Origin of the sequence: Streptomyces sp. NBC_00210, from assembly GCF_045160975.1 — a bacterium.
Classification (GTDB): Bacteria; Actinomycetota; Actinomycetes; order Streptomycetales; family Streptomycetaceae; genus Streptomyces.
Map to the genome: position 1 here is coordinate 7,365,964 of NZ_CP108120.1, position 25,088 is coordinate 7,391,051.

Annotated in this window: 15 protein-coding genes, 3 rRNA genes, 1 pseudogene and 1 riboswitch; of the genes and pseudogenes, 16 read left to right on the forward strand and 3 right to left on the reverse strand. The window is 66.3% G+C overall.

Annotated elements, in window-relative coordinates; all coding sequences use genetic code 11:
* Nucleotides 1-67 precede the first annotated feature (67 nt).
* Nucleotides 68-2,056 (forward strand): acetoacetate--CoA ligase, encoded by a 1,989-nt coding sequence (locus OG729_RS33405; protein WP_405809638.1) that lies wholly within the window; start codon nt 68-70, stop codon nt 2,054-2,056.
* A 160-nt stretch (nt 2,057-2,216) separates the two neighbouring features.
* Nucleotides 2,217-3,185: a hypothetical protein gene (locus OG729_RS33410; RefSeq protein ID WP_360884667.1), complete on the forward strand. Its 969-nt coding sequence runs from the start codon at nt 2,217-2,219 to the stop codon at nt 3,183-3,185.
* 69 nt (nt 3,186-3,254) lie between these two features.
* On the opposite strand, the gene ptsP is transcribed toward OG729_RS33410, so the two are convergent.
* Nucleotides 3,255-4,925, reverse strand: coding sequence for a phosphoenolpyruvate--protein phosphotransferase (gene ptsP / locus OG729_RS33415; RefSeq protein WP_405809639.1), 1,671 nt, complete (start codon nt 4,923-4,925; stop codon nt 3,255-3,257).
* A 76-nt stretch (nt 4,926-5,001) separates the two neighbouring features.
* Entirely contained in the window at nt 5,002-5,457 is a 456-nt protein-coding gene (locus OG729_RS33420) for a PTS glucose transporter subunit IIA (protein WP_360884673.1), read from the reverse strand.
* A 574-nt stretch (nt 5,458-6,031) separates the two neighbouring features.
* On the opposite strand from OG729_RS33420, the gene OG729_RS33425 reads away from it, so the two are divergent.
* The 13 genes and pseudogenes from OG729_RS33425 to OG729_RS33485 form a co-directional block, all read left to right on the forward strand.
* Nucleotides 6,032-7,556 (forward strand): 16S ribosomal RNA (locus OG729_RS33425).
* Nucleotides 7,557-7,854: 298 nt separating this feature from the next.
* Nucleotides 7,855-10,977 (forward strand): 23S ribosomal RNA (locus OG729_RS33430).
* An 80-nt stretch (nt 10,978-11,057) separates the two neighbouring features.
* Nucleotides 11,058-11,174 (forward strand): 5S ribosomal RNA (gene rrf / locus OG729_RS33435).
* Together the 16S, 23S and 5S rRNA genes form the textbook arrangement of a ribosomal RNA operon.
* Nucleotides 11,175-11,326: 152 nt before the next feature.
* Entirely contained in the window at nt 11,327-11,935 is a 609-nt protein-coding gene (locus OG729_RS33440; protein WP_360883213.1) for a CDP-alcohol phosphatidyltransferase family protein, read from the forward strand.
* A gap of 112 nt (nt 11,936-12,047) precedes the next feature.
* Complete coding sequence (locus OG729_RS33445; RefSeq protein ID WP_360883216.1) at nt 12,048-14,543, forward strand: mannose-1-phosphate guanyltransferase; 2,496 nt, start codon at nt 12,048-12,050, stop codon at nt 14,541-14,543.
* Between the two features lie 97 nt (nt 14,544-14,640).
* Nucleotides 14,641-15,570 carry a DUF881 domain-containing protein gene (locus tag OG729_RS33450; protein WP_360883219.1) on the forward strand — a complete coding sequence of 310 codons (930 nt, stop codon included), beginning with the start codon at nt 14,641-14,643 and terminating at the stop codon, nt 15,568-15,570.
* A complete protein-coding gene (locus OG729_RS33455; RefSeq protein WP_003970459.1) occupies nt 15,567-15,899 on the forward strand; it encodes a small basic family protein in 333 nt (110 codons plus the stop codon). The genes OG729_RS33450 and OG729_RS33455 overlap by 4 nt, the downstream gene beginning before the upstream one ends.
* 20 nt (nt 15,900-15,919) lie before the next feature.
* A complete protein-coding gene (locus OG729_RS33460) occupies nt 15,920-16,753 on the forward strand; it encodes a DUF881 domain-containing protein (protein ID WP_405809642.1) in 834 nt (277 codons plus the stop codon).
* A gap of 148 nt (nt 16,754-16,901) precedes the next feature.
* The gene (locus OG729_RS33465) at nt 16,902-17,783 is read left to right on the forward strand and encodes an FHA domain-containing protein (protein WP_360883324.1); all 882 of its coding nucleotides are present in this window, start codon (nt 16,902-16,904) and stop codon (nt 17,781-17,783) included.
* Nucleotides 17,784-17,825: 42 nt separating this feature from the next.
* The gene (locus tag OG729_RS33470) at nt 17,826-18,569 is read left to right on the forward strand and encodes a MerR family transcriptional regulator (protein ID WP_405809643.1); all 744 of its coding nucleotides are present in this window, start codon (nt 17,826-17,828) and stop codon (nt 18,567-18,569) included.
* A gap of 53 nt (nt 18,570-18,622) precedes the next feature.
* Nucleotides 18,623-19,096: a bifunctional nuclease family protein gene (locus OG729_RS33475; RefSeq protein ID WP_006123076.1), complete on the forward strand. Its 474-nt coding sequence runs from the start codon at nt 18,623-18,625 to the stop codon at nt 19,094-19,096.
* A gap of 167 nt (nt 19,097-19,263) precedes the next feature.
* Complete coding sequence (locus OG729_RS33480) at nt 19,264-19,860, forward strand: MerR family transcriptional regulator (protein ID WP_405809645.1); 597 nt, start codon at nt 19,264-19,266, stop codon at nt 19,858-19,860.
* 61 nt (nt 19,861-19,921) lie between these two features.
* Nucleotides 19,922-21,442 (forward strand): annotated as a pseudogene (locus tag OG729_RS33485) (DNA polymerase IV); the annotation flags it as partial.
* Here OG729_RS33485 and OG729_RS33490 read toward each other — a convergent pair.
* Nucleotides 21,325-21,744, reverse strand: a complete 420-nt coding sequence (locus tag OG729_RS33490; protein ID WP_360883228.1) for a PRC-barrel domain-containing protein — start codon at nt 21,742-21,744, stop codon at nt 21,325-21,327. The pseudogene OG729_RS33485 and the gene OG729_RS33490 sit on opposite strands and share 118 nt — an antisense overlap.
* A gap of 114 nt (nt 21,745-21,858) precedes the next feature.
* Nucleotides 21,859-21,955, forward strand: a riboswitch (glycine riboswitch).
* A 176-nt stretch (nt 21,956-22,131) separates the two neighbouring features.
* On the opposite strand from OG729_RS33490, the gene gcvP reads away from it, so the two are divergent.
* Nucleotides 22,132-25,017 (forward strand): aminomethyl-transferring glycine dehydrogenase, encoded by a 2,886-nt coding sequence (gcvP, locus tag OG729_RS33495; RefSeq protein WP_405809647.1) that lies wholly within the window; start codon nt 22,132-22,134, stop codon nt 25,015-25,017.
* Nucleotides 25,018-25,088: the final 71 nt, after the last annotated feature.

Genomic DNA, 25,088 nt, shown 5'->3' on the forward strand with positions numbered 1-25,088 from the left:
CACGCGCACACCCCGCACGTGCGCGCGACACACGCAGACACCGCGTAAAGCCACCCGGGAGCCGTCCATGACCTCAGCAGCGAACCCTGCCCCCCTGTGGCAGCCGGACCCCGAGCGCATCGCCGCCGCCAGGATCACCGGCTTCCAGGCCTGGGCCGCCGAGCGCCACGGGGCACCCGCCGAGGGCGGCTACGCGGCGCTGCACCGCTGGTCGGTCGACGAGCTCGAGACCTTCTGGCAGGCGGTCGCCGAGTGGTTCGACATCCGGTTCTCCACTCCGTACGAGCGCGTCCTCGCCGACCCCGCCATGCCCGGCGCCCGGTGGTTCCCCGGCGCCACCCTCAACTACGCCGAGCACGCGCTGCGCGCCGCCGAGGACCGCCCCCACGATCCGGCACTGCTCCATGTGGACGAAACACATGAGCCGACCCCGATCAGCTGGTCCGAGCTCCGCCGCCAGGTGGGCGCGCTCGCCGCCGAACTGCGCGCTCTCGGCGTACGCCCAGGGGACCGGATCAGCGGGTATCTGCCCAACATCCCGCAGGCCGTCACCGCTCTGCTCGCCACCGCGGCCGTCGGCGCGGTGTGGACATCCTGTGCCCCCGACTTCGGCGCGCGCAGCGTCCTCGACCGCTTCCAGCAGGTCGAGCCCGTCGTCCTGTTCACCGTCGACGGCTACCGCTATGGCGGCAAGGAGCACGACCGCACGGAGACCGTCGCCGAGCTCCGCAGCGAACTTCCCACCCTGCGCGCGGTGATCCACATCCCGCTGCTCGGCACCGAGGCCCCCGAGGGCGCACTCGACTGGTCGGCGGTGACCTCGGGCGACGCGGAAGCCGTCTTCGAGCAGGTGCCCTTCGACCACCCGCTGTGGGTTCTGTACTCCTCCGGCACGACCGGCCTGCCCAAGGCCATCGTCCAGTCGCAGGGCGGCATTCTGCTGGAGCACTTCAAGCAGCTCGGCCTGCACTGCGACCTCGGCCCCGAGGACCGCTTCTTCTGGTACACCTCGACCGGCTGGATGATGTGGAACTTCCTCGTCTCCGGCCTGCTCACCGGCACGACAGTCGTGCTCTACGACGGCAGCCCGGGCTTTCCCGACACCGGCGCCCAGTGGCGTATCGCCGAGCGCACCGAGTCCACCCTCTTCGGCACCTCGGCGGCGTACGTCATGGCCTGCCGCAAGGCCGAGGTGCACCCGTCCCGGGACTTCGACCTCTCCCGGATCAAGTGCGTCGCAACCACCGGCTCCCCGCTCCCGCCCGACGGCTTCCGCTGGCTCCACGACGAGGTGGCGGACGACCTGTGGATCGCCTCGGTCAGCGGCGGCACGGACGTGTGCAGCTGCTTCGCGGGCGCGGTGCCCACCCTGCCCGTACACATCGGCGAACTCCAGGCCGCCTGTCTCGGCACGGATCTCCAGTCCTGGGACCCCCAGGGCAAGCCGCTCATCGGCGAGGTCGGCGAACTGGTCGTCACCAACCCCATGCCGTCCATGCCGATCCGGTTCTGGAACGACCCGGACGGCAGCCGCTACCGCGACAGCTACTTCGAGATGTTCCCCGGCGTCTGGCGGCACGGCGACTGGATCACGATCACCGAGCGTGGCTCCGTCATCATCCACGGCCGCTCCGACTCCACCCTCAACCGCCAGGGCGTACGGATGGGCTCGGCCGACATCTACGAGGCCGTCGAGCGCCTTCCTGAGATCCGCGAATCGCTGGTCATCGGCCTGGAGGAGCCGAACGGCGGCTACTGGATGCCGCTCTTCGTGCACCTCGCCGAAGGCGCCGCCCTCGACGACGCGCTGCGTGCCCGCATCAAGAAGACGATCCGCGAGCAGCTCTCACCGCGCCATGTCCCGGACGACATCATCGAGGTCCCGGGCGTCCCGCACACCCTGACCGGCAAACGCATCGAGGTCCCGGTGAAGCGCCTCCTCCAAGGCACGGCCCTGTCCAAGGCGGTCAACCCCGGCTCGGTGGACAACCTCGAACTGCTGCGCTTCTACGAGAACCTGGCGCGCACGCGAACCTCAAGTCCCGCCGCCGACTGAGGCGGGTCCGGGGCGGAGCGCCGGGCTTGCCCCCAGTTCGGGAAGAGGCGGGCAGGGGAACGAGCCCGCCCCAGGCGCGCCCCGCCCCGCCCGCCCCTCATTGTCAGTGCCGTCGATTACGGTGAGTCACCGGTAATCAACAGCACGCCCAGGGGGAGAAATGGCGTACATCAAGCAGCCCGGGCAGCCCAAGCGACCCAGGTCGTCCAAGCACTCCAAGCCGTCCAAACAGTCCAGCCGTCAGCGGCCCAGGAGCGACGCAGCCCTGCGGCGCGCCCTTCGCCGCGAAGTCCCCAGCACCGTTGGCATCCTGGCCGACGAGCAGGACTTCACCGCGATGCGGCAGTACCGCACCTTCACCTTCGACGACCACCCGAGCTATCTCCGGCAGATCGAAGCCCTCCTCAAAACCCTCGCCACCGGCCAACTCCATACCACCGTCGGTCTTTTCGACCCCGACGACTTCGCGGAGTACTGCGCAGAAGCCGGACTCGACCCGGACACCGCCGCAAGCCGCAGCCACTACACCGCCGAGATCGTCGGCCGCGGCGCCAGCCTGGCGTACACAGGACAGCCGCTCGACGGCCTGCTGCCCCAGCTCATCAACAAGGCAGTCCGACAAGCCACTTGGGAGTACGCGACGATGCTCCTCGCCGACCTCGGCGAGTGCGCCGACTGTGGCCAGGACATCGGCCGTGCCGCCTTCGACCGCGCATCGCGCATCCTGATGCGACTGCTCGAAGTGGCCGGACGAGGCAGACACCACCTCGTCTGCAGCGTCCCGGCCCCCGACGAACAACTCCTCGCCGTCCTCCACGCCGAGGGAGCCACGGACGCGCCCGCCCACCTGGAGGCGTCGGAGGCGGCGGAGTTCGTCACCGTCCTGGCGACAGGGATCGCACTGGAGACAGCCGGGGGAGTGGTTCTCCGTACGACCACGGACGGCGCCCCGGACCACCTCCACGGCTGGCGGCTCCACCAGGGCCGACTGCTCCCGCTCACCGCGGGCGAGGTGTTCAGCGCCTACTGCACCGACGCCGCGACCGGCGAACCACTGTCCCCCGAGCCCGGCGTCGAGTACTGCGCGGGCTTCGACATCACCACCGACGACCCGGAAAACCAGCACTGAACGCCGATGGGGCTTCCCACCGTCCCGGCGGGAAGCCCCATCGATCACCAGTTGACCACCGCGTAAGTGCTACTCGCCGGAGAGAACCGCCTGCGCGGCGACCCGGGCCTCCTCGGCGGTGTCCGTGGCACGCGCCGCGAGGGCAGCCCGCTCGCACTGGGCAAGCGTGTACTTCGCCAGCGTCGCCCGTACATACGGAATCGACGCCGCACCCATCGACAGCGAGGTCACACCGAGACCGGTGAGCACACACGCAAGCAACGGATCGGAGGCAGCCTCACCACACACACCACAGCTCTTGCCCTCGGCCTTCGCGGCCTCGGCCGACATTGCCACCAGATCCAGCAGCGCCGGCTGCCAAGGATCCTGCAGCCGGGAAACCGCACCGACCTGACGGTCGGCGGCGAAGGTGTACTGCGCGAGGTCATTGGTGCCCAGCGACAGGAACTCCACCTCCTGCAGGATCGAACGCGCCCGCAGCGCGGCGGACGGGATCTCCACCATCGCGCCGAACTTCGCCTGCAGCCCGGCCTCACGGCACGCGTCGGCGAACGCCTTCGCGTCCGTACGGTCCGCCACCATCGGGGCCATGACCTCGAGGTACACCGGAAGCCCCTTGACGGCCTTGGACAGCGCCGTCAGCTGGGTACGCAGCACATCGGGGTGGTCGAGCAGCGTGCGCAGCCCGCGCACACCCAGCGCGGGGTTCGGCTCGTCGGCCGGAGTCAGGAAGTCGAGCGGCTTGTCCGCGCCGGCATCCAGTACCCGCACGACCACCCGGCCCTCGGGGAATGCCTCGAGCACCTTGCGGTACGCCTCGACCTGCTTCTCCTCCGACGGCGCCTGCTTGCTGTCGTCAAGGAAGAGGAACTCCGTACGGAACAGCCCGACACCCTCGGCACCGGCCTCGACCGCGGCCGGCACATCGCCGGGCCCGCCGACATTGGCCAGCAGCGGCACCTTGTGCCCGTCGGACGTCGCGCCCGGCCCACTGGAAGCGGCCAGCGCTGCCTTGCGCTCCGCCGCGGCCCGCTCCAGCTCACTCCGCTTCTCGTCGCTCGGCTCGACGAAGATCTCACCGGTGCTGCCGTCGACCGCGATCAACGTGCCCTCGGCCAGCTCGCAGGCCCCCGGCAGCGCCACCACCGCAGGAACCCCGAGCGCCCGCGCCAGAATCGCGCTGTGGCTGGTCGGCCCGCCCTCCTCGGTGACGAAACCGAGCACCAGGGTCGGGTCGAGCAGCGCCGTGTCCGCCGGCGCGAGATCCCGCGCGATCAGTACGTACGGCTCGTCGCTGTCCGGCACACCCGGCATCGGCACACCCAGCAGCCGCGCCACAATCCGGTTCCGCACGTCGTCCAGGTCCGCGACGCGTCCCGCCAGATACTCACCCGCATTCGCCAGGAGCGCCCGGTACGCGGCGAACGCGTCGTACACCGCACGCTCGGCAGTGCTGCCGACGGTGATGCGCCGCTCCACGTCGGCCATGAGCTCCGGGTCCTGCGCCATCATGGCCTGCGCCTCGAGCACGTGCTGTGCCTCGCCACCCGCCAGATTGCCGCGCGCAATCAGGTCGGCCGCCACAGCCTCGACGGCCTGGCGGGCGCGCCCCTGTTCGCGCTCGGCATCCCGTGGCGGTATCTGCTTGGCCGGCGGCTCCAGCACAGCCGTGCCCATGTGCCGAACCTCGCCGATCGCCACACCGTGGCTTACGCCGACGCCTCGCAGCGTTGTCTCCATTTGACCCGTCTCCCTTTGAGCGACGGCCCGTGCCGTCGCGATGGATGTCCCACTCGCCGCCACCGCGGCGTCGGCGTCACTGCCAGCTGAAGAGCGTGTCGCCGGCCTTCACGTCGCCGTCCTCACGGACGTCGCAGAGGGAGTCGGCCGTGGCCTCGAGCGCCACGATCGGGCAGATGGGGGACTTGCCGTCGATCTCGACGTCCGACGGGTTCCAGCGGACCACGGCCTGTCCCCGCTGAACCGTGTCGCCCTTGTTGACGAGAAGCTCGAAGCCCTGGCCATTGAGCTGAACGGTGTCGATACCGAGGTGCGTCAGCACACCGCGCCCCTGGCCGTCGACGACGACGAAGGCGTGCGGGTGCAGGGAAACGATGACGCCGTCAACGGGGGCGACGGCCTCCTGCGCCTCACGGACGGGATCAATGGCGGTACCGGGACCGACCATCGCACCGGAGAACACCGGGTCCGGCACGGCCGCGAGTCCGATGGCACGTCCAGGAACAGGGGACGTGACTGTGGTCGTGGTCATGGAGCCTCCCAGGGTGGAGCTTCGTGAGTCGCCGTCGCTGCTCAGAGCCGGACGGCGCGCTGTTCAGAAGGGTAAATCATGAGATGTTCTAGTTCCGCACGATAGTTACCAGTTGGCGGACCTAGGGGTGCACCGGAACGATTTGCCTCAACTCCCGGTGCCAGGTACTGTCGTACCCCTGCCTGGCCCCAACGCGACAGTGAGTCGGGGGTCGGCAGCACCTATCAAGCCGCGATCCTAACTGGTCTACACCTCTGCATGCTCGCAGGGCGGTGGTCAGGAGGAGCAAAAAGGCCTGATAGAGTTTGGAAACACCGAAGGGAAGCGCCCGGAGGGCCCGATGAAAAGGGTCTGAAGGAAGCGTCCGTTCCTTGAGAACTCAACAGCGTGCCAAAAGTCAACGCCAGATATGTTGATACCCCGGCCTGTTTCGGCAGGTTCGAGGTTCCTTTGAAAGTCCTGCCGGCCCATTGTGGCGGGTAGGCATTGACACAGCGAGGACGCTGTGAACGACCGGTCTTATTCCGACCGGTCGTTCCGCTCTTGTGGTGTTCATCCCGATTACGGGAAAACATTCATGGAGAGTTTGATCCTGGCTCAGGACGAACGCTGGCGGCGTGCTTAACACATGCAAGTCGAACGATGAAGCCCTTCGGGGTGGATTAGTGGCGAACGGGTGAGTAACACGTGGGCAATCTGCCCTTCACTCTGGGACAAGCCCTGGAAACGGGGTCTAATACCGGATATCACCTTCCGAGGCATCTCGGGGGGTTGAAAGCTCCGGCGGTGAAGGATGAGCCCGCGGCCTATCAGCTTGTTGGTGGGGTGATGGCCTACCAAGGCGACGACGGGTAGCCGGCCTGAGAGGGCGACCGGCCACACTGGGACTGAGACACGGCCCAGACTCCTACGGGAGGCAGCAGTGGGGAATATTGCACAATGGGCGAAAGCCTGATGCAGCGACGCCGCGTGAGGGATGACGGCCTTCGGGTTGTAAACCTCTTTCAGCAGGGAAGAAGCGAAAGTGACGGTACCTGCAGAAGAAGCGCCGGCTAACTACGTGCCAGCAGCCGCGGTAATACGTAGGGCGCAAGCGTTGTCCGGAATTATTGGGCGTAAAGAGCTCGTAGGCGGCTTGTCACGTCGGTTGTGAAAGCCCGGGGCTTAACCCCGGGTCTGCAGTCGATACGGGCTAGCTAGAGTGTGGTAGGGGAGATCGGAATTCCTGGTGTAGCGGTGAAATGCGCAGATATCAGGAGGAACACCGGTGGCGAAGGCGGATCTCTGGGCCATTACTGACGCTGAGGAGCGAAAGCGTGGGGAGCGAACAGGATTAGATACCCTGGTAGTCCACGCCGTAAACGTTGGGAACTAGGTGTTGGCGACATTCCACGTCGTCGGTGCCGCAGCTAACGCATTAAGTTCCCCGCCTGGGGAGTACGGCCGCAAGGCTAAAACTCAAAGGAATTGACGGGGGCCCGCACAAGCAGCGGAGCATGTGGCTTAATTCGACGCAACGCGAAGAACCTTACCAAGGCTTGACATATACCGGAAAGCATCAGAGATGGTGCCCCCCTTGTGGTCGGTATACAGGTGGTGCATGGCTGTCGTCAGCTCGTGTCGTGAGATGTTGGGTTAAGTCCCGCAACGAGCGCAACCCTTGTTCTGTGTTGCCAGCATGCCCTTCGGGGTGATGGGGACTCACAGGAGACTGCCGGGGTCAACTCGGAGGAAGGTGGGGACGACGTCAAGTCATCATGCCCCTTATGTCTTGGGCTGCACACGTGCTACAATGGCCGGTACAATGAGCTGCGATGCCGCGAGGCGGAGCGAATCTCAAAAAGCCGGTCTCAGTTCGGATTGGGGTCTGCAACTCGACCCCATGAAGTCGGAGTTGCTAGTAATCGCAGATCAGCATTGCTGCGGTGAATACGTTCCCGGGCCTTGTACACACCGCCCGTCACGTCACGAAAGTCGGTAACACCCGAAGCCGGTGGCCCAACCCGTAAGGGAGGGAGCTGTCGAAGGTGGGACTGGCGATTGGGACGAAGTCGTAACAAGGTAGCCGTACCGGAAGGTGCGGCTGGATCACCTCCTTTCTAAGGAGCATCTAGATTCCGCAAGGAATCCAGAGCCATAACGCGGGCGAATGTCCTGCGGTGGTTGCTCATGGGTGGAACGTTGACTATTCGGCACGGTTTCAGGGCTTCACTAGTACTGCTTCGGCGTGGAACGTGAGAGTCAGGGAGTCGTGCCGGGCGCGCTGTTGGGTGTCTGAGGGTGCGAGCGTGAGCTCGCCCTTCGTGATGCCGGCCCCAGTGAACTCGCCCTGTAAGGGGTGGGGTGGTGGGTGGCTGGTCGTTGCTTGAGAACTGCACAGTGGACGCGAGCATCTGTGGCCAAGTTTTTAAGGGCGCACGGTGGATGCCTTGGCACCAGGAACCGATGAAGGACGTGGGAGGCCACGATAGTCCCCGGGGAGCCGTCAACCAGGCTTTGATCCGGGGGTTTCCGAATGGGGAAACCCGGCAGTCGTCATGGGCTGTCACCCGCTGCTGAACACATAGGCAGTGTGGAGGGAACGAGGGGAAGTGAAACATCTCAGTACCCTCAGGAAGAGAAAACAACCGTGATTCCGGGAGTAGTGGCGAGCGAAACCGGATGAGGCCAAACCGTATGCGTGTGATACCCGGCAGGGGTTGCGCATGCGGGGTTGTGGGATCTCTCTTTCACAGTCTGCCGGCTGTGAGACGAGTCAGAAACCGTATAGATAGGCGAAGGACATGCGAAAGGTCCGGCGTAGAGGGTAAGACCCCCGTAGCTGAAATCTATGCGGCTCGTTTGAGAGACACCCAAGTAGCACGGGGCCCGAGAAATCCCGTGTGAATCTGGCGGGACCACCCGTTAAGCCTAAATATTCCCTGGTGACCGATAGCGGATAGTACCGTGAGGGAATGGTGAAAAGTACCGCGGGAGCGGAGTGAAATAGTACCTGAAACCGTGTGCCTACAAGCCGTGGGAGCGTCGCGCAGGGAACTTGTTCCTTGCGTCGTGACTGCGTGCCTTTTGAAGAATGAGCCTGCGAGTTTGCGGTGTGTTGCGAGGTTAACCCGTGTGGGGAAGCCGTAGCGAAAGCGAGTCCGAACAGGGCGGTTTAGTAGCGCGCTCAAGACCCGAAGCGGAGTGATCTAGCCATGGGCAGGTTGAAGCGGAGGTAAGACTTCGTGGAGGACCGAACCCACCAGGGTTGAAAACCTGGGGGATGACCTGTGGTTAGGGGTGAAAGGCCAATCAAACTCCGTGATAGCTGGTTCTCCCCGAAATGCATTTAGGTGCAGCGTCGTGTGTTTCTTGCCGGAGGTAGAGCACTGGATAGGCGATGGGCCCTACCGGGTTACTGACCTTAGCCAAACTCCGAATGCCGGTAAGTGAGAGCGCGGCAGTGAGACTGTGGGGGATAAGCTCCATGGTCGAGAGGGAAACAGCCCAGAGCATCGACTAAGGCCCCTAAGCGTACGCTAAGTGGGAAAGGATGTGGAGTCGCAGAGACAACCAGGAGGTTGGCTTAGAAGCAGCCACCCTTGAAAGAGTGCGTAATAGCTCACTGGTCAAGTGATTCCGCGCCGACAATGTAGCGGGGCTCAAGCGTACCGCCGAAGTCGTGTCATTCCAGCATGAGGGCCAACGCCCGCTGGGATGGGTAGGGGAGCGTCGTGTGCCGGGTGAAGCAGCCGCGGAAGCGAGTTGTGGACGGTTCACGAGTGAGAATGCAGGCATGAGTAGCGATACACACGTGAGAAACGTGTGCGCCGATTGACTAAGGGTTCCTGGGTCAAGCTGATCTGCCCAGGGTAAGTCGGGACCTAAGGCGAGGCCGACAGGCGTAGTCGATGGACAACCGGTTGATATTCCGGTACCCGCTTTGAAACGCCCAGTATCGAGCCCATTAATGCTAAGGCCGTGAAGCCGCCCTGGAGCCTTCGGGTGAAGGGGAGTGGTGGAGCCGCCGGCCCAAGGTGGTAGTAGGTAAGCGATGGGGTGACGCAGGAAGGTAGTCCAGCCCGGGCGGTGGTTGTCCCGGGGTAAGGGTGTAGGCCGTGTGATAGGCAAATCCGTCACACATTGAGGCTGAGACCTGATGCCGAGCCGATTGTGGTGAAGTGGATGATCCTATGCTGTCGAGAAAAGCCTCTAGCGAGTTTCATGGCGGCCCGTACCCTAAACCGACTCAGGTGGTCAGGTAGAGAATACCGAGGCGTTCGGGTGAACTATGGTTAAGGAACTCGGCAAAATGCCCCCGTAACTTCGGGAGAAGGGGGCCATCACTGGTGATCCGATTTACTCGGTGAGCTGGGGGTGGCCGCAGAGACCAGCGAGAAGCGACTGTTTACTAAAAACACAGGTCCGTGCGAAGCCGTAAGGCGATGTATACGGACTGACGCCTGCCCGGTGCTGGAACGTTAAGGGGACCGGTTAGTCACATTTCGGTGTGGCGAAGCTGAGAACTTAAGCGCCAGTAAACGGCGGTGGTAACTATAACCATCCTAAGGTAGCGAAATTCCTTGTCGGGTAAGTTCCGACCTGCACGAATGGCGTAACGACTTCTCGACTGTCTCAACCATAGGCCCGGTGAAATTGCACTACGAGTAAAGATGCTCGTTTCGCGCAGCAGGACGGAAAGACCCCGGGACCTTTACTACAGTTTGATATTGGTGTTCGGTTCGGCTTGTGTAGGATAGGTGGGAGACTGTGAAGCTTGGACGCCAGTTCAGGTGGAGTCGTCGTTGAAATACCACTCTGGTCGTGCTGGATGTCTAACCTGGGTCCGTGATCCGGATCAGGGACAGTGTCTGATGGGTAGTTTAACTGGGGCGGTTGCCTCCCAAAGGGTAACGGAGGCGCCCAAAGGTTCCCTCAGCCTGGTTGGCAATCAGGTGTTGAGTGTAAGTGCACAAGGGAGCTTGACTGTGAGACCGACGGGTCGAGCAGGGACGAAAGTCGGGACTAGTGATCCGGCGGTGGCTTGTGGAAGCGCCGTCGCTCAACGGATAAAAGGTACCCCGGGGATAACAGGCTGATCTTCCCCAAGAGTCCATATCGACGGGATGGTTTGGCACCTCGATGTCGGCTCGTCGCATCCTGGGGCTGGAGTCGGTCCCAAGGGTTGGGCTGTTCGCCCATTAAAGCGGTACGCGAGCTGGGTTTAGAACGTCGTGAGACAGTTCGGTCCCTATCCGCTGTGCGCGTAGGAGTCTTGAGAAGGGCTGTCCCTAGTACGAGAGGACCGGGACGGACGAACCTCTGGTGTGCCAGTTGTCCTGCCAAGGGCATGGCTGGTTGGCTACGTTCGGAAAGGATAACCGCTGAAAGCATCTAAGCGGGAAGCCTGCTTCGAGATGAGGACTCCCACCCCCTTTGAGGGGTTAAGGCTCCCAGTAGACGACTGGGTTGATAGGCCAGATGTGGAAGCCCTGTAAGGGGTGGAGCTGACTGGTACTAATAGGCCGAGGGCTTGTCCTCAGTTGCTCGCGTCCACTGTGTATGTTCTGAAGTAACGAACTCGCCTTTTGGCCGGCTGGAGTTCAATATTTTCATAGAGTTTCGGTGGTCATTGCGTTAGGGAAACGCCCGGTTACATTCCGAACCCGGAAGCTAAGCCTTTCAGCGCCGATGGTACTGCAGGGGGGACCCTGTGGGAGAGTAGGACACCGCCGAACAATTATTGTGGGAAAGCCCCGCACCTTCTGGTGCGGGGCTTTTCTGCGTTTCAGGGCAGCTGTCCACCCCGCCACCCCTGTGCACGAGCCGGCGATGGCTGAGGGTAGGGTCAGGAGGCATCGTTGGCACGTTCCACACAGGAGGCCCCCGGGTGGAGGTCCAGGAGACCCGCGTTCAGACGGACCGGGTACTCACCATCCCCAACATCCTCAGCATGGCGCGCCTAGCCGGTGTGCCGCTCTTCCTGTGGCTGATTCTCCGCCCCGAGTTCGGCGGGCCAAAGAGCGATGGCTGGGCATTGCTCGTGCTGATGCTGAGCGGCGTCACTGACTATCTCGACGGCAAGCTTGCCCGGCGCTGGAACCAGATCAGCCGTCTAGGGCGGCTTCTCGACCCCGCCGCCGACCGTTTGTACATCCTCTCCACCCTTGTCGGGCTGACGTGGCGGGAGATTCTGCCCATCTGGCTCACCGCGGCCCTATTGGCCCGGGAGCTGATGCTGCTGGTGATGGTGGGAATCCTCCGTCGGCACGGGTATCCGCCACCACAGGTGAACTTCCTGGGCAAGGCGGCCACGTTCAACCTGATGTATGCCTTCCCGCTGCTCCTCCTCAGTGACTCAACTGGGTGGCTTGCGTCACTGGCTGCTATTTTCGGATGGGCGTTCGCCGGATGGGGTACAACTCTCTATTGGTGGGCAGGGATCCTCTACGTGGTCCAGGTCCGCCGACTCGTCAAGGCGGATGCAGCGGCCGATTGACCTCGTCGATGCGGCGCCCTGCAGAGTTGCAGGCCGCGCATGACGCCAGAGGGCCTCTTTGGACGGGTGAAGTCGGCTGGACCGTCGTCTCTTCAAGGAGGACGCTTCCGACATGAAGGCCGTCGTGATGGCCGGTGGCGAAGGAACCCGACTTCGCCCCATGACTTCGAGCATGCCCAAACCGCTCCTGCCGGTGGTCAATCGGCCGATCATGGAGCATGTGCTGCGGCTGCTCAAGCGGCATGGGCTCAATGAGACCGTCGTAACCGTGCAGTTTCTCGCCTCACTCGTCAGAAACTACTTCGGGGATGGCGAAGAGCTCGGGATGGAGCTCACCTATGCCAACGAGGAGAAGCCACTCGGCACAGCGGGGAGTGTGAAGAATGCCGAGGAAGCGCTGAAGGACGATGCATTCCTGGTCATCTCCGGTGATGCGCTCACCGACTTCGACCTCACCGATCTGATTTCCTTCCACAAGGAGAAGGGCGCACTGGTCACGGTATGTCTGACCAGGGTGCCGAATCCGCTGGAATTCGGCATCACCATCGTGGACGAACACGGAAAGGTCGAGCGATTCCTGGAGAAGCCGACCTGGGGCCAGGTCTTCTCGGACACCGTGAATACGGGCATCTATGTGATGGAGCCCGAGGTATTCGACTATGTCGAGGCCGACGTGCCGGTGGACTGGTCCGGAGATGTGTTCCCGCAGCTCATGAAGGAAGGCAAGCCGATCTACGGCTATATCGCCGAGGGCTACTGGGAGGACGTCGGCACGCACGAGAGCTATGTGAAGGCCCAGGCCGATGTTCTGGAGGGCAAGGTCGATGTCGAAATCGACGGGTTCGAGATCTCTCCCGGTGTGTGGGTCGCAGAGGGCGCAGAAGTCCATCCGGACGCGGTGCTGCGCGGCCCGCTCTTTATCGGGGACTACGCAAAGATCGAATCCGGTGCCGAGATCCGCGAGCACACCGTCGTAGGTTCAAACGTGGTCGTCAAGAGCGGCGCCTTTCTCCACAAGGCCGTCATCCACGACAACGTCTACATCGGAGAGCACTGCAATCTCCGTGGTTGTGTGATCGGCAAGAACACCGACATCATGCGGGCCGCGCGCATCGAGGACGGCGCCGTGATCGGTGACGAGTGCCTCGTGGGCGAAGAATCGATCATCCAGGGCAATGTGCGGGTCTACCCGTTCAAGACCATCGAGGCCGGCGCCTTCGTCAACACCTCGGTCATCTGGGAGTCGCGGGGCCAGGCGCATCTGTTCGGCGCCCGCGGCGTGACCGGCATTCTCAATGTCGAGATCACGCCAGAGCTGGCGGTGCGGCTGGCCGGTGCTTACGCCACCACCCTCAAGAAGGGGGCGACAGTCACCACGGCCCGTGACCACTCCCGTGGTGCGCGTGCGCTCAAGCGGGCCGTCATCTCGGCACTGCAGACCAGCGCCATCGACGTACGGGATCTGGAGAACGTGCCGCTGCCTGTCGCGCGGCAACAGACCGCACGAGGCAGCGCCGGCGGGATCATGATCCGTACGTCTCCCGGTGTGCCGGACTCCGTCGACATCATGTTCTTCGACGAGCGCGGGGCGGATCTCTCGCAGGCCGGCCAGCGCAAGCTCGACCGTGTGTACGCGCGCCAGGAGTACCGGCGTGCGTTCCCGGGCGAGATCGGAGATCTGTACTTCCCCTCCAGCGTGTTCGACTCGTACACCGGCTCCCTGCTGCGCAATGTCGACACCTCGGGGATCGCCGAGTCGGGGCTGAAGGTCGTCATCGACGCGTCGAACGGCAGTGCCGGGCTTGTGCTGCCCAGCCTGCTCGGACGGCTCGGCGTGGACGCCCTCACGATCAACCCCGGCCTCGACGAGTCGCGGCCGACCGAGTCGGCCGACACGCGCCGGTCCGGTCTGGTGCGGCTCGGCGAGATCGTTGCCTCGGCGCGGGCGGCCTTCGGAGTGCGCTTCGACCCCGTAGGCGAGCGCCTCTCGCTGGTCGACGAGCGGGGCCGGATCGTCGAGGACGATCGCGCGCTGCTGGTGCTCCTCGACCTGGTCGCGGCCGAGCGGCGCAGCGGGCGGGTGGCGCTGCCCGTGACGACCACGCGTATCGCCGAACAGGTGGCCGCGTACCACGGCACGCAGGTGGAGTGGACGACCACGTCGCCGGACGATCTGACCCGGGTGGCGCGCGAGGAGACGACGATCTTCGGCGGTGACGGCCGGGGCGGCTTCATCGTGCCGGAGTTCAGCAGCGTCTTCGACGGCTCGGCAGCGTTTGTGCGGCTGGTCGGGCTGGTGGCCCGTACACAGCTCACACTCAGCCAGATCGACGCCCGGATTCCGCGGGCGCATGTGCTCAAGCGTGATCTGGCGACGCCCTGGGCGGTCAAGGGGCTCGTCATGCGGCGGGTCGTCGAGGCGGCCGGGGACAGGGATGTGGACACGACCGACGGCGTGCGGGTGGTCGAGCCCGACGGCCGCTGGGTGATGGTGTTGCCCGATCCCGCGGAGGCGGTCACTCATTTGTGGGCAGAGGGGCCGGATGACGCTTCGGCCCAGGCTCTGCTCGACGAGTGGGCCGCGGTCGTGGACAGCGCAGGTCACTGACGTGTGACCGGTGTGCCGGAAGTCGTCTGCGGGCGGCTTCCGGCACACCGGTGGGGCCATTCGGCGGTAACGCCCGCGACGTGCGACGATGTGCGGCATGTCGCAGCAGCCCCCCGTTCGGAGCACCGGCTCTCCACCCGCACGTCCCGATGCGTCCATGTCGCTGCTGACGAATGTGATGGAGCACAGCCTGGACGACGGTTACGCGGAGGCCACCGCACGCCGGGAGGCCGAGGGCGGCGGGCTTCCCCGTCCGCTGCGTGCCAAGCTCGGGCTCGCGGCGGGTCTCGTACTGGCTGCTCTGGTCGTCACCGTGGGGGCCGCGCAGGCGCGGATATCGGCACCGGTCGTGGCGAAGGAGCGCCAGGAGCTCATCGACCGGATCGACACGGAGACCGCGGACGCCGATGCGCTGGAACGGAGCGTGGACAAGCTCCGCGACGAGGTGGGTGACCGGCAGCGCAAGGCACTCAAGACACAGGGCGGGGACCAGGGGGAACTGGTCGCACTGCTCTCCGGTGCCACCGAGGTGGTGGGCCCGGGCGTGAAGCTCGTCGTCGACGATGCGAAGGACACCGAACAGGGCGGCGGCGGACCGCGCGAGACCAGCGGCTTCAACGACACGGGACGGGTGCGCGACCGCGATATGCAGCGGATCGTCAATGGGCTGTGGGAGTCGGGCGCGGAAGCAGTCGCGATCAATGGGCAGAGATTGACCGCCCTGTCGGCGATCCGCGCGGCGGGCGACGCCATACTGGTCGACAACAAGCCGCTGGTGCCGCCGTACACGGTGCTCGCGGTGGGGGACGGGAAGAAGTTGAGCACCGCGTTCCAGGACAGTGCCGACGGGCAGTATCTGCACGCGTTGCAGGAGAACTTCGGTATCCGCACCAGCATCTCCACCGAGGCGAAGGTGCGTCTGCCGGCGGCGCCGAGCTTGATCGTACGTACAGCAGAGCCGAAAACCGCCGACGCCGGGAAGGGCAACGGGCAGGGCACGGCTGACACAGGGAAGGGCACATCGTGATCGCCGTACTGGGCCTCGTCGTCGGAGTCGTGGTCGGACTGTTGGTCCGACCCGAGGTGCCGGCGGTGGTCGAGCCCTATCTGCCGATCGCCGTCGTCGCGGCTCTGGACGCGGTCTTCGGTGGCCTGCGGGCCATGCTCGACGGGATCTTCGTCGACAAGGTCTTCGTCGTCTCCTTCCTGTCGAACGTGGTGGTGGCAGCGCTGATCGTGTTCCTGGGCGACAAGTTGGGCGTGGGCGCCCAGCTGTCGACGGGTGTGGTGGTCGTGCTCGGCATCCGGATCTTCTCGAACGCTGCCGCGATCCGCCGGCATGTGTTCCGGGCGTGAGGCGAATGAACAGCGAGCCGATGAACAGCGAAGACAAGCCTCAGGGCGAGGAGCCGGAGGCGAAGGCGCCACCGGCTGCCCAGCCGGATCCGGCGGGACCGCGCGAACCCGCTCAGCAGCCGGCTCCCGCTGAGCGGACCGGCAGGCAGCGACTGGTCGCCGTACTGTGGCCGCCGAGGGTCACCCGCGCTCAACTCATCGTCGCCGTGCTGCTGTTCGTCCTCGGCCTGGGGCTTGCCATCCAGGTCCGCTCGAACAGCGACAACAGTGCGTTGCGCGGCGCCCGCCAGGAGGACCTGGTGCGCATTCTCGACGAGCTCGACAACCGCACCAAGCGCCTGGAGGACGAGAAGCAGCGTCTGGAGGATCAGCGCACCGAGCTGGAGAACAGCTCGGACCAGGCGGAAGAGGCACGCAAGCAGACGGTGCAGAAGGAGCAGCAGCTGGGCATCCTGGCCGGCACGGTCGCGGCGCAGGGCCCCGGCATCACGCTCACCATCGATGATCCGTCCGGCACGGTGGAGTCGGACATGTTGCTCGACGCGATCCAGGAACTGCGCGCCGCCGGCGCGGAAGCGATCCAGGTGAACGACATCAGGGTGGTCGCGAACTCGTACTTCACGGGTACCGGCGGCGACATCCAGGTGGACGGCAAGAAGATCACCGCTCCGTACCGCTTCAAGGTCATCGGCAAGCCGCAGGACCTTGAGCCCGCTCTCAACATCCCGGGCGGCGTGGTGCAGACACTGGAGAAGGAGCAGGCCACCGCCACGGTGGTGGGCTCGCAGAAGATCGTCGTGGACGCCTTGCGACCCGCGAAGCGGCCTGACTACGCTCGGTCGTCAGCGCAGTGAGGCGGGGGCGCATGGGGTACGGCGGACCCGGGCAAGAGGTTGCGGGGGGTCGGCACATGACAAGCGTGCGGCGTGGTGGAAACTGTCTGGTGGTTACGGACGTTGTGAGGATGTCCGGGTCGGCAGGTGTGATCATTGAGGGTTCGTCCTGCCCCACGGGCGGGTCTATTTCGGTCAAGGGGAATCGCCCGTGAAGTTGTTTGGGAAGTTGTTCGGCAAGAGCGCACGCGAGGACGGCGGCAACGCCCGCCATCGCGCTCCGCGCCATGGCCAGAGTGAGGAGCAGGGCGCGGAGCGGCCGCTCTTCCGGGACGAGGTCGCTGGTCCGGGCGGTGACAATTCGGGCGGTCGGGGCGCGTCGTCTGTTGACCCTGCTGGTTCCGGCCGCATAGGTTTCGGAGAACCATCAACCTCAAGTGCGGGTGGAGGGTTTAGCCCCGACCCGTATGCGACCAATCCCCACGCGGGGCAGCCGCAGCAGGAGGATCCGTCCATGTCGGCCTTGGTTTGTACGAGGTGCGGGCACCGCAACGCCGAGGCCAGCCGGTTCTGCTCCAACTGCGGCGCGCCGCTGCGGGCCGGGGTCCCGGCGGAGCGCCCGTCGGAGACGACCTCGACGATCTCCATTTCCGGCCTCGAGGCGTACGACTCGGAGGTGACGGGTCAGACGCAGGTTCCGTCGCTCTCCCCGGAGGCCCAGGCGGCCGTCGACGCACTGCCGCTCGGGTCGGCACTCCTGGTGGTGCGCCGCGGTCCGAACTCGGGCAGCCGCTTCCTGCTGGACGGCGACCTGACCACGGCCGGCCGTCACCCGCAGAGCGACATCTTCCTCGACGACGTGACCGTCTCGCGGCGCCATGTGGAGTTCCGCAGGGGCGCGGACGGCCGGTTCAGCGTCGCGGACGTCGGCAGCCTGAACGGTACGTACGTCAACCGTGAGCGGATCGACTCGGTCCTCCTGTCGAACGGTGACGAGGTCCAGATCGGCAAATACCGGCTGGTCTTCTACGCGAGCCAGCGGGGCATCTGACCCTCCCCAGACTCCGTCCGGGGGGACCTCCAGGGAGGGTTCATGCTGCGAACACCGACGGGCGGTGCCGGTCACGGCACCGCCACCGCGGGCGAGAGGCTGATGAGCATCGGCACGGTGCTCAGTCAGCTGCGTGACGAGTTTCCCGAAGTCACGATCTCCAAGATCCGTTTTCTGGAGGCCGAAGGGCTGGTCGAGCCCCGGCGCACGCCGTCCGGGTACCGCAAGTTCGGCCCCGAGGACGTGGAGCGGCTGGCTCAGGTGCTTCGTATGCAGCGGGATCACTATCTTCCGCTGAAAGTCATCCGTGAGCATCTCGACGCCCTGAGCCGTGGCGAGCAGGTGCCGCTGCCTGCGCAGGGCGCCCAGCGGGAACTGCGCGAGGGCGCTTTCGAGTCCGACGCCGAGCGTCCGACGGCCGCCCGGGTGGGCCGGCCGGAGCTGATTGCGGCCGCTGAGGTGAGCGAGGCCGAGCTCGAGGAGTGGGAGTCGTACGGCCTGCTGGCCGAGGACGAGGACGGCGGTTACGACGCGGAGTCGGTGACCGTGGCCAGACTTGTCGCCGATCTTGGGCGATTCGGTCTCGAACCACGCCATCTGCGCGCGATGAAAGCCGCCGCAGACCGTGAGGCCGGGCTGGTGGAACAGCTGGTCGCTCCCTTGCGACGGCACCGTAATCCGCAGACCAGGGCACATGCCGAGGCCACCACGAAGGAGCTCGCAGCACTGTCCGTACGGCTCCATGCGGCCCTTGTGCAGACCGCGCTCGGAGTCCGTCTGCACTGATCATGGGGGAGCCCGACTACCCAAACCGGTCGGGCACGTCCTAGGGTTACTGTGTGAACGAGCTCGACGTTGTGGGTGTCCGGGTCGAAATGCCCTCGAACCAACCGATCGTGCTCCTGCGCGAAGTGGGAGGCGATCGGTACCTCCCCATTTGGATCGGTCCCGGGGAGGCGACCGCGATTGCCTTCGCCCAGCAGGGCATGGCACCGGCCAGACCGCTGACACATGACCTTTTCAAGGATGTGCTGGAGGCCGTGGGCCAGGAGCTCACCGAGGTCCGCATCACTGACCTGCGCGAAGGCGTCTTCTACGCGGAGCTGGTCTTCGCCAGCGGGGTCGAGGTGAGCGCCAGGCCGTCCGACGCCATAGCGCTTGCCCTGCGCACTGGTACGCCGATCTACGGCAGCGACGGTGTGCTCGACGACGCGGGAATCGCCATCCCGGACGAGCAGGAGGACGAGGTGGAGAAGTTCCGCGAGTTCCTCGATCAGATCTCGCCCGAGGACTTCGGCACCAACAGTCAGTGACCGCCCGACCGGGCGGCATGGGCACATTCGACTAGCTGTTCCCTGAGCGGGGGCAAGGCAAACCACTCTCAGGGTGATTATCACTCGGCGTGCCGAGTGTGGCGATCGTTGACGCACCCCTGGTGACTGCCTACCGTCGAGATGGCAGGTCAAGGACGGAGGTCGGCGTGAGAAACAGCGGCGACGGTGCGGCAGGGGGTCCCCCCGGACTGAGTCTGGGGGAGAGCGGGCCGTATCCGCTTCACGAGAGTGCGGCCGACTCCACCAGGGAGACGATCGGCTACCGAGGCCCCACCGCGTGTGCGGCGGCCGGCATCACCTATCGGCAGCTCGACTACTGGGCGCGCACGGGTCTTGTCGAACCCAGCGTGCGTCCTGCGTACGGATCGGGAACCCAGCGGCTCTACAGCTTCCGCGATGTGGTTGTCCTCAAGATCGTCAAGCGTTTCCTGGACACCGGCGTCGCGCTGCAGAACATTCGTGCCGCGGTGCAGCATCTGCGGGCGCGGGGCTTCGTGGACCTTGAGCGCATGACGCTGATGAGCGACGGCGCGACGGTCTACGAGTGTTCGTCGCCCGACGAGGTCGTCGATCTGCTCCAGGGCGGGCAGGGGGTCTTCGGGATCGCCGTCGGGGTGGTCTGGCGGGATGTCGAGGCGGCGCTGTCGCAGCTGCACGGCGAGCGGATCGACACCGGCGAGACCCTGGTCGGGAACAACCCCGCGGACGAGCTGGCCAGGCGCAGACGCGACCGGGCCGTCTGAGCGCTGCGAGCGCTGTCGGCTCTCGGCGCCGTTGTCAGTGGCGTAAGGCAGCATCGAAGTTGTGAGAACTGCGCCGACGATTCTGCATCTGGACATGGATGCCTTCTTCGCCGCCGCCGAACAGGCGGCGAAGCCGAGTCTGCGCGGAAAGCCGGTGGTCGTCGGCGGGCTCGGGCCGCGCGGAGTCGTCGCCACCGCGTCGTATGAGGCGAGGCGGTTCGGGGTGCACTCGGCGATGCCGATGGCACAGGCCAGACGTCTGGCGCCGAACGCCGCGTATCTGGTGCCGCGCTTCTCGATCTACCGCGCGGTGAGCGAGCAGGTGATGGGGCTGTTGCAGCGTCTGTCGCCGCTGGTGGAGCCGCTGAGCCTGGACGAGGCCTTTGTCGACCTGGAGGCGGGCGGCGCGGCAGACGATGCCTTCTCGGCCCGTGCGACCGGTGAGCGGCTGCGGGCCGACATCCGCGCGGTCACCGGGCTGACCGGTTCCGTGGGTCTCGCGGGATCCAAGATGCTCGCCAAAATCGCTTCCGAGCAGGCGAAACCCGATGGCCTGGTGCTCATAGTGCCCGGTACGGAAAGGGACCTGCTCGGCCCCATGTCCGTACGCACGCTGCCCGGGGTCGGGCCGGCGACGGGGGAGCATCTGCGGCGGGCCGGTATGACCACGGTCGCCGATCTGGCGGAGGCCGGCGAGGACGAGCTCGTACGGCTGCTGGGCAAGGCGCACGGGACCTCGCTGTTCCGGATGGCCAGGGGGTATGACGACCGGCCCGTGGTGGCCGAGCGGGACACCAAGTCGGTGTCGGTCGAGGACACCTTCGACGTGGATCTGCACGACCGGGTGCGGGTGCGGATCGAGGTGGACCGGCTCGCGGACCGCTGTGTGCGGCGGCTGCGGGCGTCCGGGCACTCGGGACGGACGATCGTGCTGAAGGTACGGAGGTACGACTTCTCGACGCTGACGCGCTCGGAGACGCTGCGCGGGCCGACGGACGACCCTGCAGTGGTGCGGGAGGCCGCGGGGCGGCTGCTGGAGGCCGTGGACACGACAGGCGGGGTGCGGCTGCTCGGGGTCGGCGTGAGCGGGCTCGCGGACTACACACAGGAGGATCTGTTCGCCCAGGCCGCCGCTGACGAGCAGGCCGAATCCGTACCGGGCAAACCCGAAGAAGCGGCGGTGGAGGCCGAACAGGGGGCGCAGGGGGCCGAAAAGGCGTCCGGGCCGGAGCCGGAGCCGGTGGTGCCCGCGGAGCGGCGCTGGGCGGCGGGGTACGACGTACGGCACGCCGAGTACGGGGCGGGATGGGTGCAGGGCAGCGGCGTCGGCCGGGTCACCGTGCGGTTCGAGGAGCCGGGGTCGCCGCCCGGCCGCGTGCGCACCTTCCGGGTGGACGATCCGGACCTGGAATTGTCCGATCCGCTTCCGCTGGTGCCGCTGCCCGCGTCCGGGCCGGAGCCGGCTCAGTCCTCCTGGCCTGCTACGCGGCCGAAGGAGGTGTCAGTCGAGGAGGGCGGGGAACCCGAGGGGGGAGCGGGACCGGAGGAGGGCGCCGGCGTCTCGGGCGGCGCGGAGAGCTCGAGGCCGTAGTGGTGGTAGAGCTGCAGCTCCTGCTCGGGGGAGAGATGACGGCCGACGCCGAAGTCCGGTGCGTCCTTGATCAGCGAGCGCTCGTACGGGACGTGCAGGGTGTCGTCGACGACCTTGCTCGGCTCCAGCGGGACGAAGGCGTCCCTGCTGAACAGGCCGGTGCGCACGGCCGCCCACTCGGGCACACCCGTAGCATCGTCCAGATACACCTCGTCCACAGTCCCGATCTTGGTGCCGTTGCGGTCGAACGCCTTGCGGCCGATCAGGCTGCGCGGATCGATGTCGGTCTGCACGGTCCCTCCAATTGGTCGCAACTGCTGATTAAATACTACAAAAGTGCACATCAGTGGTGTCGGCCACTTGAGCGATCGACGAGGGGGCGCGCTGGTACGCTGGCAAGCGGCTGCTGACCCCGTGCGGGAGAGTCCACCGGTAACGTACCGGCGGCGCCGAAGGAGCAAATCCTCCCCGGAATCTCTCAGGCCCCTGTACCGCACGGACGAGGTCACTCTGGAAAGCAGAGCGGGTGTCGGACGGCATCCGCTCTCACCGACGGTGAAAGCCGGGGCGCCTCGTGCGCGCCGGTGAAGCTCTCAGGTTGAGATGACAGAGGGGGAGGCCGTCCGGGCATCCGCGCCGGATGCCCCTCGTAGGTCGCGTCAGACCAGGAGGCCTCCTTAATGACCGCCAACCGCATTCCGCTCTCCCAGCTCGAGCGAGGCACCCCCTTCGAGCAGCGCCACATCGGGCCCGACGCCGAGTCCCAGGCCAAGATGCTGGCACACGTCGGGTACGGCTCACTCGACGAGCTGACCGCCGCCGCGGTACCTGATGTGATCAAGAGCGCGGAGGCGCTGAACCTCCCGGACGCGCGCACCGAGGCCGACGTCCTCGCCGAGCTGCGCACTCTTGCAGACCGCAACCAGGTGCTCGCGCCGATGATCGGCCTCGGTTACTACGGCACCTTCACGCCGCCGGTCATCCTGCGCAACGTCATGGAGAACCCGGCCTGGTACACCGCGTACACGCCCTACCAGCCGGAGATCTCTCAGGGCCGGCTCGAGGCGCTGCTCAACTTCCAGACGATGGTCGCCGAGCTGACGGGGCTGCCCACCTCCGGCGCCTCGCTGCTCGACGAGGCCACTGCCGCCGCCGAGGCCATGTCGCTCGCCCGCCGGGTCGGCAAGGTCAAGAACGGCGTCTTCCTGGTCGACGCCGACGCCCTGCCGCAGACCATCGCGGTGATAGAGACCCGTGCCGAACCGACCGGCGTCGAGGTCGTCGCCGCCGACCTGAGCGAAGGCATCCCGGCCGAGATCGCCGAGCGCGGCGTCTTCGGCGTGCTGCTCCAGTACCCGGGCGCGTCGGGTGCCGTACGCGACATCAAGCCCCTCATCGAGCAGGCGCACGAGCTCGGCGCGATCGTCACCGTGGCCGCCGATCTGTTGGCGCTGACCCTGCTCACCTCGCCGGGCGAGCTGGGTGCCGACATCGCCGTGGGCACCACGCAGCGCTTCGGCGTCCCGATGGGCTTCGGCGGCCCGCACGCCGGTTACATGGCCGTACGAGAGAAGTTCGCGCGCAGCCTGCCCGGCCGGCTGGTGGGTGTCTCCGTCGACGCCGACGGCAACAAGGCGTACCGGCTTGCGCTGCAGACCCGTGAGCAGCACATCCGCCGGGAGAAGGCGACCAGCAACATCTGCACCGCCCAGGTGCTGCTCGCCGTCATGGCGGGGATGTACGCCGTCTACCACGGCCCCGAGGGCCTGCGCTCGATCGCGCAGCGCACCCACCGGTACGCGACGCTGCTCGCCGCGGGCCTGCGGGCCGGTGGTGTGGAGGTCGTGCACGGTTCGTACTTCGACACGCTGACCGCCCGGGTGCCCGCCAAGGCCGCCGAGGTCGTCGCCGCCGCCCGCGTGGGCGGGGTCAACCTCCATCTCGTCGACGCCGACACCGTCTCCATCGCCTGCGACGAGACCACCGGACGTACGCAGCTGACCGCCGTATGGGCCGCCTTCGGCGTCGAGGGCGACATCGAGGCGCTGGACGCGGCGACCGCGGATTCGCTGCCCGAGTCGCTGCTGCGCACCGACGACTACCTGACGCATCCGGTCTTCCACCAGCACCGTTCCGAGACGGCGATGCTGCGCTATCTGCGCAAGCTGGCCGACCGGGACTACGCGCTGGACCGCGGCATGATCCCGCTCGGCTCCTGCACGATGAAGCTGAACGCGACCACCGAGATGGAGCCGGTCACCTGGCCGGAGTTCGGGCAGATCCACCCCTTCGCGCCGGTCGAGCAGGCCGACGGGTACCTCACGCTCATCCATGAGCTGGAGGAGCGCCTGGCCGAGGTCACCGGGTACGACGCGGTGTCCATCCAGCCCAACGCCGGTTCGCAGGGCGAGCTCGCGGGCCTGCTCGCCGTGCGTGCGTACCACCGCGCCAACGGCGACACCCAGCGCACCGTCTGTCTCATCCCGTCCTCGGCGCACGGCACCAATGCCGCCAGCGCCGTGATGGCCGGTATGAAGGTCGTCGTGGTCAAGACCGCCGACGACGGCGAAGTCGACGCCGACGACCTGCGGGCCAAGATCGAGCAGTACCGCGACGAGCTCTCGGTCCTGATGATCACCTACCCGTCCACGCACGGTGTGTTCGAGGAGCATGTCGCCGACATCTGCGCGCAGGTGCACGACGCCGGCGGTCAGGTGTACGTCGACGGCGCCAACCTCAACGCGCTGGTGGGTCTCGCCAAGCCCGGCAAGTTCGGCGGCGACGTCTCGCACCTCAATCTGCACAAGACCTTCTGCATCCCGCACGGCGGCGGCGGCCCCGGCGTCGGCCCGGTGGGCGTACGGGCGCACCTCGCTCCGTACCTCCCGAACCACCCGCTCCAGCCGACCGCGGGACCCGAGACGGGCGTGGGACCGATCTCGGCCGCCCCGTGGGGCTCGGCCGGCATCCTGCCGATCTCCTGGGCGTACGTACGTCTCATGGGCGGCGAGGGCCTCAAGCGCGCGACGCAGGTCGCCGTGCTCGCGGCGAACTACATCGCCAAGCGCCTGGAGCCGCACTACCCGGTGCTCTACACCGGCCCGGCCGGTCTGGTCGCGCACGAGTGCATCGTCGATCTGCGGCCGGTCTCGAAGGCGACGGGCGTCAGCGTCGACGACATCGCCAAGCGCCTGATCGACTACGGCTTCCACGCGCCGACGATGTCCTTCCCGGTGGCCGGCACGCTGATGATCGAGCCCACCGAGAGCGAGGACCTGAACGAGATCGACCGCTTCTGTGCCGCGATGATCGCGATCCGCGGCGAGATCGAGAAGGTCGCGTCCGGCGAGTGGCCCGCGCAGGACAATCCGCTGGGCAACGCCCCGCACACCGCGGCGGCGCTGGGCGGCGAGTGGGCTCACCCGTACAGCCGCGAGGAGGCGGTCTTCCCGGCCGGAGTGAGCGCCGCGGACAAGTACTGGCCGCCGGTGCGCCGGATCGACGGTGCGTTCGGCGACCGTAACCTCGTCTGCTCCTGCCCGCCGATGGACGAGTACGACGGCTGACAGGCGTCGACCGACGGGCGGCGCGCATGCGTCGGGGCCGGTGCGGAGATTCAGTCTCCGGGCCGGCCCCT

What these genes read in the sequence shown, in the direction of transcription:
- OG729_RS33405 (WP_405809638.1), top strand. Translation starts at nt 68, where the DNA reads ATGACCTCAGCAGCGAACCCTGCCCCCCTGTGGCAGCCGGACCCCGAG.
- OG729_RS33410 (WP_360884667.1), top strand. Translation starts at nt 2,217, where the DNA reads ATGGCGTACATCAAGCAGCCCGGGCAGCCCAAGCGACCCAGGTCGTCC.
- ptsP (WP_405809639.1), bottom strand. Translation starts at nt 4,925, where the DNA reads ATGGAGACAACGCTGCGAGGCGTCGGCGTAAGCCACGGTGTGGCGATC.
- OG729_RS33420 (WP_360884673.1), bottom strand. Translation starts at nt 5,457, where the DNA reads ATGACCACGACCACAGTCACGTCCCCTGTTCCTGGACGTGCCATCGGA.
- OG729_RS33445 (WP_360883216.1), top strand. Translation starts at nt 12,048, where the DNA reads ATGAAGGCCGTCGTGATGGCCGGTGGCGAAGGAACCCGACTTCGCCCC.
- OG729_RS33450 (WP_360883219.1), top strand. Translation starts at nt 14,641, where the DNA reads ATGTCGCAGCAGCCCCCCGTTCGGAGCACCGGCTCTCCACCCGCACGT.
- OG729_RS33460 (WP_405809642.1), top strand. Translation starts at nt 15,920, where the DNA reads ATGAACAGCGAAGACAAGCCTCAGGGCGAGGAGCCGGAGGCGAAGGCG.
- OG729_RS33470 (WP_405809643.1), top strand. Translation starts at nt 17,826, where the DNA reads ATGCTGCGAACACCGACGGGCGGTGCCGGTCACGGCACCGCCACCGCG.
- gcvP (WP_405809647.1), top strand. Translation starts at nt 22,132, where the DNA reads ATGACCGCCAACCGCATTCCGCTCTCCCAGCTCGAGCGAGGCACCCCC.